Origin of the sequence: Sagittula marina (assembly GCF_014196795.1) — a bacterium.
GTDB lineage: Bacteria > Pseudomonadota > Alphaproteobacteria > Rhodobacterales > Rhodobacteraceae > Sagittula > Sagittula marina.
Map to the genome: position 1 here is coordinate 225,814 of NZ_JACIEJ010000003.1, position 13,534 is coordinate 239,347.

Annotated in this window: 13 protein-coding genes; 8 read left to right on the plus strand and 5 right to left on the minus strand. The window is 61.3% G+C overall.

What is annotated here, in order from left to right; all coding sequences use genetic code 11:
* Positions 1-162: 162 nt before the first annotated feature.
* Positions 163-480, minus strand: a complete 318-nt coding sequence (locus tag GGQ68_RS07265; RefSeq protein ID WP_183964486.1) for a DUF1476 domain-containing protein — start codon at positions 478-480, stop codon at positions 163-165.
* A gap of 215 nt (positions 481-695) precedes the next feature.
* Between GGQ68_RS07265 and purC the strand changes: the two genes are divergently transcribed.
* The 7 genes from purC to GGQ68_RS07300 all read left to right on the plus strand — a co-directional run bounded on the left by purC (position 696) and on the right by GGQ68_RS07300 (position 8,757).
* Positions 696-1,457, plus strand: a complete 762-nt coding sequence (gene purC, locus GGQ68_RS07270; RefSeq protein ID WP_183964488.1) for a phosphoribosylaminoimidazolesuccinocarboxamide synthase — start codon at positions 696-698, stop codon at positions 1,455-1,457.
* A 142-nt stretch (positions 1,458-1,599) separates the two neighbouring features.
* Complete coding sequence (gene purS, locus GGQ68_RS07275) at positions 1,600-1,830, plus strand: phosphoribosylformylglycinamidine synthase subunit PurS (protein ID WP_183964956.1); 231 nt, start codon at positions 1,600-1,602, stop codon at positions 1,828-1,830.
* Positions 1,831-2,006: 176 nt separating this feature from the next.
* Positions 2,007-3,914, plus strand: coding sequence for a methyl-accepting chemotaxis protein (locus GGQ68_RS07280; RefSeq protein WP_246429293.1), 1,908 nt, complete (start codon positions 2,007-2,009; stop codon positions 3,912-3,914).
* A gap of 133 nt (positions 3,915-4,047) precedes the next feature.
* Entirely contained in the window at positions 4,048-4,713 is a 666-nt protein-coding gene (gene purQ, locus GGQ68_RS07285) for a phosphoribosylformylglycinamidine synthase subunit PurQ (RefSeq protein WP_183964490.1), read from the plus strand.
* Between the two features lie 37 nt (positions 4,714-4,750).
* Positions 4,751-6,508, plus strand: a complete 1,758-nt coding sequence (locus GGQ68_RS07290; protein WP_183964492.1) for a sensor histidine kinase — start codon at positions 4,751-4,753, stop codon at positions 6,506-6,508.
* A gap of 8 nt (positions 6,509-6,516) precedes the next feature.
* Complete coding sequence (locus GGQ68_RS07295; protein ID WP_183964494.1) at positions 6,517-7,851, plus strand: sigma-54-dependent transcriptional regulator; 1,335 nt, start codon at positions 6,517-6,519, stop codon at positions 7,849-7,851.
* 135 nt (positions 7,852-7,986) lie between these two features.
* On the plus strand, positions 7,987-8,757 hold the full coding sequence (locus GGQ68_RS07300; RefSeq protein WP_183964496.1) for a sulfite exporter TauE/SafE family protein: 771 nt from the start codon (positions 7,987-7,989) through the stop codon (positions 8,755-8,757).
* 92 nt (positions 8,758-8,849) lie between these two features.
* On the opposite strand, the gene GGQ68_RS07305 is transcribed toward GGQ68_RS07300, so the two are convergent.
* From GGQ68_RS07305 to GGQ68_RS07320, 4 genes are read right to left on the minus strand one after another with little or no spacing between them, the layout of a single operon-like run.
* Entirely contained in the window at positions 8,850-9,929 is a 1,080-nt protein-coding gene (locus tag GGQ68_RS07305; RefSeq protein WP_183964498.1) for a methyltetrahydrofolate cobalamin methyltransferase, read from the minus strand.
* Complete coding sequence (locus GGQ68_RS07310; protein ID WP_183964500.1) at positions 9,926-10,594, minus strand: HAD family hydrolase; 669 nt, start codon at positions 10,592-10,594, stop codon at positions 9,926-9,928. Before GGQ68_RS07310 ends, GGQ68_RS07305 begins: the two co-directional genes overlap by 4 nt.
* On the minus strand, positions 10,591-11,520 hold the full coding sequence (locus GGQ68_RS07315) for a methylenetetrahydrofolate reductase (protein WP_183964502.1): 930 nt from the start codon (positions 11,518-11,520) through the stop codon (positions 10,591-10,593). Before GGQ68_RS07315 ends, GGQ68_RS07310 begins: the two co-directional genes overlap by 4 nt.
* A 26-nt stretch (positions 11,521-11,546) precedes the next feature.
* Positions 11,547-11,867, minus strand: coding sequence for a virulence factor (locus tag GGQ68_RS07320; RefSeq protein ID WP_183964504.1), 321 nt, complete (start codon positions 11,865-11,867; stop codon positions 11,547-11,549).
* Positions 11,868-12,399: 532 nt separating this feature from the next.
* On the opposite strand from GGQ68_RS07320, the gene GGQ68_RS07325 reads away from it, so the two are divergent.
* A complete protein-coding gene (locus GGQ68_RS07325; RefSeq protein ID WP_183964506.1) occupies positions 12,400-13,512 on the plus strand; it encodes a Ppx/GppA phosphatase family protein in 1,113 nt (370 codons plus the stop codon).
* The last annotated feature ends 22 nt before the right edge of the window (positions 13,513-13,534 follow it).

The following is a 13,534-nucleotide window of genomic DNA, read 5'->3' on the forward strand; positions in this document are numbered from 1 at the left end:
TAGGTGGAAGAGATTAACGTCCCCTTTGGAACCTGGAACGGTTTAAGAGAATGGCAGGGCAGGGTTAACGCTACCACTGCAAAACCCGATACGCCGCCCACGCGAAAAAGGCGCGATCCGTGTGGACCGCGCCTTGTCTGGTATCGGTAAACCGTTAGGGGCTTACTTTGTCTCGGTCATGATCTGCTCTTTGGCGACGGCGATCAGCGCGTTCCGTTTGGCGCGGATTTCGTCTTCGGTCGCCTTGTCGCCCAGATCGGCCACAACTTTTCGGATCACGTCGTCATGGCCCGCTTCCTCGAAGTCGGCCTTGACCACTTCGATGGCATAGGCGTTTGCGTCATCGCCGGTCTTGCCCAGAATCTCTGCCGCCCACAGGCCCAGCAGCTTGTTGGTGCGTGCCTCTGCCTTGAACTGCATTTCCTGATCGTGGGCGTACTTGTTTTCGAACGCGTTCTCGCGGTCGTCGAAGCTGGTCATCTGTCTCGCTCCCTCGGGAATAATGTCGCATCAACGTATGCCGTTCCCCGCGCGCGGGCGCAAGCGCCGGTTGCCCGCTGCGGCATCTGCGACAGGAGCGGTCGCGCGCGCGCCGACCATACGTCAAAGGCTTGCAGCATCCGCGCTTTGGCCGTAAAAGGCCCGTAACACCGCGCGTTTTCCGCGCGGTTTTTACCGTTTGTGAAAGGGCCCTCATGGCACGGCGCAAGAAGATTTACGAAGGCAAGGCAAAAATCCTGTACGAAGGGCCAGAGCCCGGCACGATCGTGCAGTATTTCAAGGATGACGCCACCGCTTTCAACGCCGAAAAAAAGGACGTGATCGAGGGCAAGGGGGTGTTGAACAACCGCCTGTCCGAATTCTTCATGACCGGACTGAACAACGTCGGCGTACCGACGCACTTCCTCAAGCGTCTGAACATGCGCGAACAATTGGTGCGCGCCTGTGAAATCATCCCGCTGGAAATCATCGTTCGCAACTATGCGGCCGGCTCTTTGTCCAAACGTCTGGGCATCGAGGAAGGCACCGCTTTGCCGCGTCCGATCGTCGAATACTGCTACAAGGATGACAAGCTGGGCGACCCGCTTGTAACCGAAGAGCATATCGCCGCCTTCGGTTGGGCCTCGCAGCAGGACATGGATGACGTCGTGGCGCTGGCCTTGCGGGTGAACGATTACCTCTCCGGTCTGATGTACGGCGTGGGAATCAAGCTTGTTGATTTCAAGATCGAGATCGGTCGCGTCTACGAAGGGGACTTTCAGCGTCTGATCGTCGCGGACGAAATCTCGCCCGACAGCTGCCGTCTGTGGGATCTGGAAACCGGCGAGAAGCTGGACAAGGACGTGTTCCGCCACGATCTTGGCAACCTTGCGGACGCTTACACCGAGGTGGCCAAGCGGTTCGGCGTCATGCCGAAGAACGCGACCCACAACGCCAAGCCGACGCTGATCAACTGAAGCGCGAAGGCGTTTCATGCGCGAAAGCCGGCCTTTGTGGTCGGCTTTTGTGTGTCTGCAGGGGGGATCAGGTGGCTTTCCCCTTGCAAAAAGTCGGCCGATGCGGTTTTTGCGCGGCAACATTGATCCCGGAGGAATGGCGATGAAAGTCCGCGTGCACGTGATGCTGAAGAACGGTGTTCTGGACCCGCAGGGTGAGGCCGTGCGACATGCGTTGGGCGCGCTCGGCTTTGAGGGTGTAGGCAGCGTGCGTCAGGGTAAGGTCATTGAAATGGAACTCGCTGACGACACCTCCGAGGCAACCATCGGTGAAATGTGTGAAAAGCTGCTCGCCAATACGGTGATCGAAAGCTACCGCATCGAGACTCTCTGATCGTTTTTCTGCGGCAATTCGCCCATATCGGGCGTATTTTCGGTATTCCGCTCTGACCGAAGGGTGGGTGGAAACCAACTCTTAAAGGTCTGTGTGGCATCCCCCTTGCGACAAGCAATGAGAGGGACGTCATGCGCCGCCTAGGGAAAAACCTTAAAATAACCCTTGCAGCCGGGATGGCTGTTCTGCTCCTGCTGGTCTGCGCGGGCATGCTCCTGGCCTTCGACATGCAAGGCCGGGCCAGCGCGGTGGAAAACGCGCAGATGAAACAGAATACCTCTCTGCGCATTTTGGCAGATAAGTTCGCATCTCAGTTTCCCGGCGTGACCTACACATTGGACGCTGACGGAAACGTTGACGAGGTGCGCTGGACCGGGCTCGAAGCCCCTGAAGGCCATGACTTGATTGATTCGGTTGGCCAGGTGTCTGGTGAGACCGCGACGCTGTTCCAATGGGTCCCCGAAGAAGGGGACTTCATTCGGCGCACCACGAACATCGTGAAACCCGATGGGTCGCGCGCTGTCGGGACGTGGCTGGGCAAGGAAAATCCGGTACATGCCATAATGATGGACCGTCAGACCTTCAGGGGCCAAGCGGTCATTCTCGGCAAACCCTATTATACTGTCTATCAGCCGGTCCTCGATGCACAGGACAACGTTGTCGGCATCTTTTACGTCGGTGTCGACAAAGCCGTGGTCGACGGCCAGATCGCCAATCAGGTGGTGACCGAGCTCATCGTGGCTGGACTGGCATTGATGTTCGGTCTTGTGTTTTTGATCGGCCTGCTGAGCTGGTCTTTGCGCCCGATGACAGCAATCTCGAACCGCCTGCAGGGCATGGCCGAGGGTGATCTTGAACATCCGGTTCCGCATACCGACCGCTCGGACGAGCTCGGCACGACGGCGCGCGTGGTCGAAAACTTCCGAGACCAGCTTGCCGCGGCAGCCGAAAGCGAAGCGTCCAGTGCACAGCAGCGAGTGGCGCAGGAAAAGGTTGTCGCAGCTCTGCGAAAGGGGCTGTCAGCCCTGGCCGATCGAAACCTGACGGCGCGGATCGAGAAGGAGGGCTTTCCACCGGAATACGAAGCATTGCGGCGTGATTTCGATAAAGGGGTCGAAAGCCTCGCCGATGCGCTTGCCAAGGCCGAAGGGGTCGCCTCCAGCGTGCGTTCCTCCGCGGCGGAGATCGGGACCACGTCCGACGAACTGGCGCGCCGTGTCGAAATGCAGGCCGCAACGCTGATGCAATCCGCCGAGGCGTTGAATGGCCTGACCGCCACCAGTCAGGACATCAAGAAGAACGTCGACCAGGCGGATGAAATGGCGCGCAAATCCCGCCAGCTCTCGGATGAAAGCAGGCATGTGGTGCAGGACGCCATTTCCGCGATCAACCGCATCGAAGAAACCTCAGACAAGATCAACCAGATCATCTCGGCTATCGACGACATTGCTTTCCAGACCAATCTTCTGGCGTTGAACGCCGGTGTCGAGGCCGCCCGCGCAGGATCGGCAGGCAAGGGCTTTGCGGTGGTCGCCTCCGAGGTGCGCGGCCTCGCTCAAACGGCAGCCAATTCGGCGCAAGAGATCAAGGCGCTCATCACCGCCAGTGGCGAAGAGGTGAGCGAAGGCAGTCGTTTGGTGCAAAAGACCGGAACGTCGCTCTCCGAGGTCCAGACCCAGGTGGAAAGTCTCGGGCAACTGATCTCCAACATCGCGGGCGCTGTGCGTGAGCAAACCGAAGGTCTTGCTGACATCAACGACGGCGTGCAACGTCTTGAAGGTGCGACACAGGAGAACGCCGCCATCGTCGAGGAGCTCAACGCCTCCGGCCAAAGTCTGAACATCGAGGCGGAGCGGCTCACTGACACCATGAGTGTCTTCCAGCAGAAAGGCACGGCTGGCAACTGGGATGCGCCGGTTGCCAAGCCAGCGCCCAAACCCAAAGCGCCTGAGCCGCCTGTCGAGAAAAAGGCAGTCAATGCCCCGGCGCCCACTCCCGCAAAGCCACCTGCGGCGTCTTCCACAACCGCCTCCCCACGGCCATCAAGTCTCAGCAGCAACAGCGATTGGGGGGAGGAGTTCTAATCTTCGCCGAGCATAACCCCCACGTCCCCCTGTCATCTTTAAACTTCTGTGCTAAAGCAAGCGCGCGCGGCGACTCGCCGCCCGCCTTCTGGGACAAGGGCCGTTTGCCCGCCGTTGAAAAAGGACTGCGCAGATGAAAGCCGCCGTGATTGTCTTCCCCGGGTCGAATTGCGACCGCGATATGGCCACCGCCTTTGAAAACGCAGGCTTGCAGGTGGAGATGGTCTGGCACAAGGACAGCGCATTGCCAGAGGCCGTCGATATCGTCGGTGTGCCGGGCGGCTTTTCCTTTGGCGACTATCTGCGGTGCGGGGCAATCGCCGCGAACGCGCCCATCGTGCACGCGGTCAAGGCGCATGCAGACCGGGGCGGCTACGTCCTTGGCGTCTGCAATGGGTTCCAGGTACTGACCGAAACCGGTCTGCTGCCGGGCGCTCTTCTACGCAATGCTGGATTGAAGTACATTTGCCGTACCGTGGGCCTGAAGACTGAAGGCGCGTCGATCTACACTGACGGCTACGGCAGAGATGTCGAGATTGCTCTGCCCATCGCCCACCACGACGGGAATTACTTTGCCGACGATGCGACGCTGGACATGCTCGAAGCCGAAGATCGCGTCGCTTTCCGGTACACTGACAACCCGAACGGGTCTGCTCGTGACATCGCCGGTGTCTTGTCAGACAATCGCCGCGTGCTCGGCATGATGCCGCATCCGGAACGTGCGTCAGAAGCCGCTCACGGCAACGAGGATGGTGCGCGTCTTTTCGCCCATCTCACCAACGCTCTGACCACAGCCTGACTTGAGACCACAAGACGGGCGGCCTATCCTACGTTTCATGGCATCCGCCCGTAACACGACACGTTTGCGCCGCGCAGCCCCCATCGGGGGCCGTGCACGTGTGGCTCTTGTCTTGCTATTGATTGGCGCCGTTGCCACTGTCTGGGTCACCAACTGGTTGCTCACGGACCGCTTTACCGAGACGACGCGCAATCGTGCTGAACTGCGCCTCGCACTTTATTCCGGAAACCTGATCTCAGAGTTGCGCCGCAACGCCATCGTGCCAGAGTTGCTCGCCCGCGACAAAGCCCTGTTGGATGCTCTGAATGCCGAAGATTTCGCTCAAAGCTCTCAGCGGCTCATTTCTTTTGTGGATGAAATCGGCGCGGCCAGCCTGATGTTGCTCGACCGTGAGGGGCGCTCCGTCGCCGCGACCGACCGCAACCGACTGGGTGAAAGCCACAACAACGCGCCGTATTTCGTCGATGCCGTGCGCGCCAATACAACCGTTTTTACCGAGATCGCGCGCGAGGCGGGCGGCTATCGCTTCACGTATTCCCGGCGGATGGAAACGGCCGGCGACACCGTTGGCGTCATCATGGTCGAGGTGGATTTAGCAAAGTTCGAACGCGCCTGGGCCGGGATCTCCGACGCGGTCATGGTGACCAATTCCGACGGCATCATCGTGTTGGCGACCGAACCGAGGTGGCGTGGCCTTACGCCGACAGAGGCGCTCGGCCCACCGGAGGACGGCGCCATCGAACGGCTCATCGCCTCCGCCGCCGACTGGACCGCCACGACCGCCGACGCCTACCTGCGTGGCGAGGCCGTCATGCGGATCGACGGACGCATCCCGTTTCGCGGCTGGACCCTGTCTACATTTACCACCTACAGCAGTGTCCGCGAACGGGTGAACGCTGTGCTTGCGCTGGAAATCATGGGTTTTGCCATCCTCGCTGCGCTGATGTTCTATGCGCTATCGCGCAAGAACGCCGTGCGTATGGCTCTGTTCCAGCGTGAATCCAACGAGTTGCGCGCCCTCAACGCCCGTCTGCAACGCGAGATCGCCGAGCGGGAGAAAGTGCAAAAGAACCTTGCAACGGCCGAACAATCGCTCGCGCAATCCTCCAAACTCGCCGCCTTGGGGGAAATGTCCGCCGCTGTGGCGCATGAATTGAACCAGCCGCTTGCGGCGATGAAAACTTACCTCGCGGGGGCGCGTCTGCTGTTGAACCGCAACCGCCCCGAAGAGGCGCTGACCGCGTTTCACCGCATCGACGATCTGATCGAACGCATGGGCGCGATCACGCGCCAGTTGAAAGGATTCGCCCGTAAGGGTCAGGAATCATTCACACCTTTCGACATGGGGGACGCGCTTGCGTCGAGCCTGTCGATGATGGAACCACAGTTGAAATCGCGCCGCGTGAAGATCACGAAGATCATGCCGGACGATCCTGTGCGCGTCATCGGGGACCGGATGCGGATCGAGCAGGTTCTGGTCAACCTCTTGCGCAATGCGCTGGACGCCACCAAGTCTGTGGAAGATCCGCAAGTTGAGATTATATTGGCAGCAGGTGAGACCGCGACCCTCAGCGTGCGCGACAATGGAGACGGGATCGAAGACCTGGATGCGCTCTTTGAACCCTTTTACACCACGAAGGCGCCTGGCGACGGGACTGGACTTGGCCTTGCGATCTCATCCGGGATCGTGTCGGAGCTCGGCGGACGTCTGACCGCGCGCAACGGCGAAAAGGGTGGCGCGGTGTTTGAAATGCAATTGCCCGTGATGAATGCGGCAAGCGAAGCAGCGGAGTGAAGGCCCATATGGCGAACGCGATGAAGATTGCCATCGTTGATGATGAACAGGACATGCGACAGTCGATCAGCCAATGGCTGGCGCTGTCCGGGTATGACACGGAAACCTTTGCCAGCGCCGAAGAGGCGCTCGGCACTGTTGGGCCTGACTACCCCGGCATCGTGATTTCCGACATCAAGATGCCCGGCATGGATGGCATTCAGCTGCTCAAAAAGCTGATGGGGTCGGATTCCTCGCTGCCCGTGATCATGATCACTGGCCACGGCGATGTGCCGATTGCGGTGGAGGCGATGCGCATCGGTGCGTTTGATTTCCTTGAAAAGCCGTTCAACCCGGACCGCATGTCGGATCTGGCCAAGAAGGCGACCAATGCGCGCCGTCTGACGTTGGACACGCGGCAGCTGCGCCGTGAGCTGGCCGAAGGTGGTCAGATCATGAAAAAGCTAATCGGCGCGTCCCCGGCGATGGAACGTCTGCGCGAAGATATTCTTGATCTCGGCCAAGCCGACGGTCACGTGCTGATCGAGGGGGAAACTGGCACAGGCAAGACCCTCGTGGCGCACGCGCTGCACGCGGTGGGTAGCCGGGCGGGCAAGAAGTTCACCTTGATTTCCTGCGGTGCTCATGACGAAGACACGCTGATGACGCGGCTCTTCGGCCCGATGCAGCCAGAGGACACGCGGCTTCCTGCGATCGAAGAGGCCCGTGGCGGCACATTGGTTCTGGAGGACATCGAGGTCCTCTCAGACGCGGCTCAGGCACGTTTGCTGTCCACGATCAACGATCAGGGCAATCCGCCGGAAACGCGCATCGTCGCCATCTCCAACCTGCAAGAGGAAGGGCGCACCTGCGAACAGGCGCTGCGGCCCGATCTCTATTACCGACTTGCCGCGCTCAAGATTGTCGTCCCGCCGCTGCGGGCGCGGGGTGAGGATATACTGACGCTGTTTACGCGGCTGTCTGAAAGCTTTGCTGACGAATATGGCTGCGATGCGCCCAAGGTCAGCGCGCAGGAGGCGGCGCAGCTCTTGCAAGCGCCGTGGCCCGGCAACGTCCGGCAGCTGATCAATCTGGCCGAGCGCGCGGTGCTGCAATCGCGGCGTGGGCAGGGGACCATCGCGTCCTTGCTGATGTCGGACCATGATCAGATGCAGCCGGTGATGACCACCGAGGGCAAACCGCTCAAGGAGTATGTCGAGGCTTTCGAACGGATGCTGATCGACAACACCATGCGGCGTCACAAGGGATCCATAGCAGCGGTGATGGACGAGCTTTGCCTGCCGCGCAGAACCCTGAACGAAAAGATGGCCAAGTACGGCTTGCAACGCGCGGATTACCTTTAGTCCTAGACGTTTCGCGAGAGTGCCGACGTCTTCGCGCCCGATGCGGGACACGGCAATCTGACGGGATGTTGCGGCGGTCCGGACCTTGCGTCCGGGCCGTTTTGCGTAGAGGGTTCCGCTCCGAAAAGAGGTGCCATGGAATTCGTAACCGAGGGGTGGATCACCGCGCATTGGGGCGGCCTGGTCTGGTGCGCTTTGGCGCTGATGATGGGCGGCATATTGAAGGGCGCGACCGGGGCAGGTGGGCCAGTGGTCGCCGTGCCCGTGATCGCGTTGTTCTTTGATGTGCCGACGGCCGTTTCGGTGATGGTGCTGCCGAACTTTTGCACCAACCTGCTGCAAACGATCAGCTATCGAAAATCCCTGCCGGGAGGGGCTTTCGCGTGGCTGTTTGCCGGGGGTGGGCTGGTGGGCGCGTGGCTGGGAACGGTAATGCTGGCGCATGTGGCCCCCCATATCCTGCTGATGATGGTGGCCATCATGGTGTTGCTCTACGTGGCTTTCCGTCTGGCGCGACCGGATTGGACTTTGGGGCGTGGCACGGCAGATCGCACGGTGCTGCCAGCCGGGGTTCTGGCGGGTGTCTTGCAAGGGGCGACGGGTTTGAGTGCGCCTGTGTCCATCACGTTCCTCAACGCGATGAGATTGGAACGGGTGGTCTTTGCCGCGACCATCAGTTTGTTTTTCCTGGCCATGACCTTGATCCAGATTCCGACGATGATCTGGTACGAGCTGTTGACCCCGGTGCGTGCGCTGGCCAGTGCGGCGGCGCTGGTGCCCTTGATGGGGGCGATGCCGCTGGGGGCCTGGCTGGCGCGGCGGCTGGACAAGGCCACCTTTGACCGGGTGATCCTGCTGTTGCTGACCGTCATTGCCTTCAAGCTTCTGGCAGACATCTTCCTATAGCAAAACGGCGCCCGCTGGGGCGCCGTTCGGGGCTGATTTGTGAAAAATTGTCAGCCGCAACTATTTAACGGTTTCTTAACCATAAGCCGATGTCACCGGCGACGACGCCCACCGGTGCGGCCCGCGCGACCGCGGCCTTCCTGGCCGGCCTTGGGGGCTTGCTTGTTGAACTCGATCCAGGCGCCACCTCCGCCGTCCTGGTTCATCAGAAGGTTGGCGGCGCGGATGGCCTCCATCTCCTTGCCCGGCTTGGCAGTCGTCGATCCCATGCCAAAGAGGGTAACAAAAACTTCGTCGTCGATGTCCTCGGGCAGGATGATACCGGCAGCGGCGATCTCGGCCTTCTTTTCCTCGATCTTCTTGGCGTTGATCGGAATGGCCACCGGGTTCATGATCGCAGAGGTCATGCCTGCGCTCATGGCCATCGGCAGGAAGGCGTTGTTCACGCCGTGCCGGTTGGGCAAGCCGAAGGAGATGTTGGAGGCACCGCAGGTGGTGTTCACGCCCAGCTCGTCGCGCAGGCGACGCACGAGGGTAAAGACCTGGTGCCCGGCGGTGGCCATTGCGCCGATGGGCATGACCAGCGGGTCAACCACGATGTCATGCGCGGGGATGCCGAAATCGGCAGCGCGTTCAACGATCTTTTTTGCCACGGCAAAGCGGACGTCGGGATCTTCGGAAATGCCGGTGTCGTCGTTGGAGATGGCCACGACCGGCACGTTGTATTTCTTGACCAGCGGCAGCACCAGTTCAAGACGCTCTTCTTCGCCCGTCACGGAGTTCAGCAGCGGGCGTCCCTCGGCGGCGGCGAGACCGTTTTCCAGTGCGCCGGGCACCGAGCTGTCGATGCACAGCGGCGTGTCGACGACCCGTTGCACGCATTCGACCAATTGCTGCATCAGCGCCGGCTCAACGAAGTTGTTGTCGGCGTAGCGCGGATCCTCGGCCATCTTGTTGGAAAAGACGGCACCGGAGTTGATGTCGAGAATGTTGGCACCGGCGGCGGTCTGGGCGATGGCATCTGCTTCGACGCGGGAGAAATCGCCGCGCTCCAGCTCTTCGTTCAGGATCTTGCGGCCCGTGGGGTTGATACGTTCGCCGATCACGCAGAAGGGTTCGTCAAACCCGATGATGGCGGTCTTGGTCTTGGACTCCACAACGGTGCGGGTCATATCACTGTCTCTCCCTTGATACGCTGAAGAAGAGGCTCCAACGCCTTGTCATTGAAATCTTTGAGCGTTTCGATCGCTCCATTGGCGCGCAAGGCGCTGTCGTCGAGGCTGGACCGGATGCCCACGGCCAAGGCACCGGAGGCGGCGGCGGCGCGCATGCCGGAGGGGCTGTCCTCGAACGCGATGCAGCGGTCGGGGGCGACGCCCAGTTGCCGCATGGCCATCTGGTAGGGCAGCGGGTCCGGCTTGCCGCGTTCACATTCCTCGCCGATGATGACCACCTCGAAGGCCTCGCGCAGGCCGATGGCGTTCAGCATGGCCTCGGCGTTGACGCGCGGTGCGTTGGTGACGACGGCCAGCCCCCAGCCTTCGACCATGGCGCGTTCCACCAGCCGGGACACGCCGGGCATTCCGGGATAGGGCTTGGGCAGGCGCTTGCGGAACTCTGCTTCCTTGTCCTCGGAGAGCTGCTGAGGGTCGCCCGCGTCGGGCATCAGCTCGGCAAATATGTCGGCGTTCAGGCGGCCGTGGATGTTTTCGAGGTAGAAGTCCTCGGTCACGGTGAGGCCGGTGGGGGCCAACATGTCCGCAAAGACACCCTGATGGATCGTGTCGGTGTCCAGCATTGTGCCGTCGAGGTCAAAAAGCAGAGCGCAGTCAGTCATCTATTCGCAGGTTTCCCGGCGTCGCCGCCGTTGTCGATGGCCCATTGGGCGTTGGTTTTGATGCCGCCCAACGGGAAGAAGTGCACATTCTCAATGCCGAAGTCCGGGTTGGCGGCCTTGTAGGTGGCCAGTTCGGTCAGCACATCGGTGGGCTCGTAGGGCAGCAGAAGCTTGGACACGTCCATCGCACGCTTCTGGAGAACCTTCAACGAGGGGCCGACGCCACAGGCGATGGCGAACTTGATCAGGGTCTGGAGTTTGGCGGGACCGGCGATGCCGATGTGGACGGGCAGGTGGATTCCTTCGGCGTTCAGGCGGTTGACCCACTCGATGATCGGCTTGGCCTCGAAGGCGAATTGGGTGGCCATGGCCATCTTTGCGTCGGTGCGCTCGGAGAAGGACTGTTTCCAATGGGCGGCCTGCATGACGGCGGTGTCGGTGCCGTCGAGGTCGATGTCGCGGTTGCCCTCCGGGTGGCCGGCCACGTGCAGGCGCTCAAAGCCCGCCTTGTCGAAGAGGCCGGTTTCCAGCAGCTGCATGGAGCTGTGAAAATCGCCGTGCGGCTCGGACACGCCACCGGCGAGCATCAGGCCCTGTTTCACATTGGCCTCGCCCTGATACATGGCGATCCAGTTTTCCAGCGTGGCGGCGTCCTTGATGATGCGCGCGGGGAAATGCGGCATGACCGGGTAACCTTCGTCGTTGAGACGCTTGGCGGTGGCGACCATTTCCTCGATCGGGGTGCCCTCGATGTGGGCGATGTAGACGCGGGTGCCCTCGGGCAGGAGGTCGCGGAAGTTTTCGACCTTGGCGGCCGTGCGCGGCATCACCTCGATGGAATAGCCTTGCAGGAAGGCCTCGACAGCGCCGTTCGACGGGCTCAGCCCGCGCTGGGGATCGCGGGTGCGGAAGTTGAACAGAGCCATGAGAGCCTCCTTCAGTCTCATTGTGATTACGAAGCGGCGGGCGTGCTGGCCCATCCGTTGTTTGCGATCAGGGTCTTGATGCGGTCGGTGTCGTATTCGGCCTCGATCCGGGCGGCGGCTGCCTGGGCGGCCTCCATCGGGTCGCCGTCCACCTTGCCGTCGACGGCCTTGCGCCATTCCGCGAGATAGTCGTCGGTGCCGGCGGCCCCGGTCTTCATCGCGGCGCGGTCGATGGCCTGTTCAAAGCGCTCGGCCAGCTGGACCTTTGCGCCACGCCGGCCTTTGCCGACGATCACCTGTGCCGGGATGTCGCGCCAATAAACGATGGTGAGGTCAGAGCTGGCCATGGTCGGCTGATTCCCTTGTTCGCATGTGCAATTCGTAACCATGGCGCGCCGGTTTCGGCGTCGTTTTTCGACTTTCGGCGCACCATCCGCGACAGCCTATGTCAAAGGCCGGACAGTTGGAACGGGGCCAATGCCCCAAAGTTTTCAGGAAAATGATGAACGGATTGCTACTTCGCGGCCGAGTCTGCACTGCGTTTTTAAGCAATCGTCAGGGAAGGTGAACGAAGTCCGAAGAAACGCCCGCCATGGGACAATGAGGTGTTCGGCGCGCAAGCTGGCGTTGGCTGGCCATCTGGGCGGCGGGGTGAGTTGGGTGGGACAGACGGGTGGGTCGGCCTTGGTCCGGTCAGCGATTTGCGGGAAAGGGAGGCAGGCGCATCGGACCCTTGGCGTGGCTTTTCGGAACAGGAATGCCGCGACGTCCAGACGTATTTCGGTAAACACTGCGGGTTCTCTTGTTCATGCGCCTTGCCTGATGCCGCTCAGAGCCCTATCCTTATCCTCAAGTTGACATCGGATAAGGCGCAATGACATGGCGCCCAAGCGTCCCAAGGCTGCGGGCGCTTTCCCGAGACCGGTTGAGAGCCTCGCGCCTATCAACCCAGATCCCAATGCGCTGTATGCGGCGCTGGATCTGGGAACAAACAGTTGCCGCATGTTGATTGCCCAACCCAAGGGCAGTCAGTTTCATGTGGTCGACAGCTTCTCCAAGTCCGTCCAGTTGGGACAGGGCCTTGAGATGTCTGGCCGATTGAGTCGTGCGTCCATGGGGCGCACGGTTGCGGCGTTGCGCGTGTGTCGCCAGAAAATCGAACGGCACAAAGTGGAACGCATGCGGCTGGTGGCCACGGAGGCCTGCCGCCGAGCCAAGAATGCCCGCGATTTCATTCGTCACGTGCGCCGGGAAACCGGCCTGACGCTGGAGATCATCCAGCCTGAGGAAGAAGCGCGTCTGGCGGTGATTTCCTGCGCGCCCTTGGTCTCGACCAAGACGGAGCAGCTGTTGGTGGTGGACATCGGCGGGGGATCGACGGAGCTGGTCTGGATCGACCTGTCTGCCGTGGAGCCGCGCGAACGTCCGCGTGCGATCATGCGGTTGCACGCCGGGTTTCATCCGCCCGACAGCCCGTTTCCCAGCGCCAAGGTCGTGGACTGGATTTCGGTGCCCCTTGGCGTGGCCACCTTGCGGGATCAGTTTGCGGACGTGCAGGATGACGCGGCGCGCTACGCGCTGATGAGCTGGTTCTTTGAGGAGAACCTTGCAGACTTTGCGCCGTATCAGGACGAGCAGGCGCGCGAGGGGTTTCAGATCGTCGGCACCTCCGGGACGGTGACGACGGTGGCGGCGTCGCACCTTGGGCTGCGGCGCTACGACCGGACGAAGGTGGACGGGCTGCGCATGTCCTCGGACCAGATCGAGGCGGTCATCAACGGCTATCTTGAAATGGGACCGACGGGGCGTCGGAGCGATCCGCGCATCGGACCGGACCGTCACGCGCTTATCATGAGCGGGTCTGCGATCCTGCAGGCGTTGCTGCGGCTGTGGCCGACGGATCGGCTGTCGGTGGCGGATCGCGGTTTGCGCGAAGGGTTGCTGTATGCGCAGATGTCGGCGGATGGTGTTTTGGAAGACGGTCCCTTATAGGGAGTGAATCTGATCGCCGGGG

Coding starts and splice junctions, on each gene's coding strand:
- GGQ68_RS07265 (WP_183964486.1), bottom strand. CDS start 480: ATGACCAGCTTCGACGACCGCGAGAACGCGTTCGAAAACAAGTACGCC.
- purC (WP_183964488.1), top strand. CDS start 696: ATGGCACGGCGCAAGAAGATTTACGAAGGCAAGGCAAAAATCCTGTAC.
- purS (WP_183964956.1), top strand. CDS start 1,600: ATGAAAGTCCGCGTGCACGTGATGCTGAAGAACGGTGTTCTGGACCCG.
- GGQ68_RS07280 (WP_246429293.1), top strand. CDS start 2,007: ATGGCTGTTCTGCTCCTGCTGGTCTGCGCGGGCATGCTCCTGGCCTTC.
- purQ (WP_183964490.1), top strand. CDS start 4,048: ATGAAAGCCGCCGTGATTGTCTTCCCCGGGTCGAATTGCGACCGCGAT.
- GGQ68_RS07290 (WP_183964492.1), top strand. CDS start 4,751: ATGGCATCCGCCCGTAACACGACACGTTTGCGCCGCGCAGCCCCCATC.
- GGQ68_RS07295 (WP_183964494.1), top strand. CDS start 6,517: ATGGCGAACGCGATGAAGATTGCCATCGTTGATGATGAACAGGACATG.
- GGQ68_RS07300 (WP_183964496.1), top strand. CDS start 7,987: ATGGAATTCGTAACCGAGGGGTGGATCACCGCGCATTGGGGCGGCCTG.
- GGQ68_RS07305 (WP_183964498.1), bottom strand. CDS start 9,929: ATGACCCGCACCGTTGTGGAGTCCAAGACCAAGACCGCCATCATCGGG.
- GGQ68_RS07310 (WP_183964500.1), bottom strand. CDS start 10,594: ATGACTGACTGCGCTCTGCTTTTTGACCTCGACGGCACAATGCTGGAC.
- GGQ68_RS07315 (WP_183964502.1), bottom strand. CDS start 11,520: ATGGCTCTGTTCAACTTCCGCACCCGCGATCCCCAGCGCGGGCTGAGC.
- GGQ68_RS07320 (WP_183964504.1), bottom strand. CDS start 11,867: ATGGCCAGCTCTGACCTCACCATCGTTTATTGGCGCGACATCCCGGCA.
- GGQ68_RS07325 (WP_183964506.1), top strand. CDS start 12,400: ATGGCGCCCAAGCGTCCCAAGGCTGCGGGCGCTTTCCCGAGACCGGTT.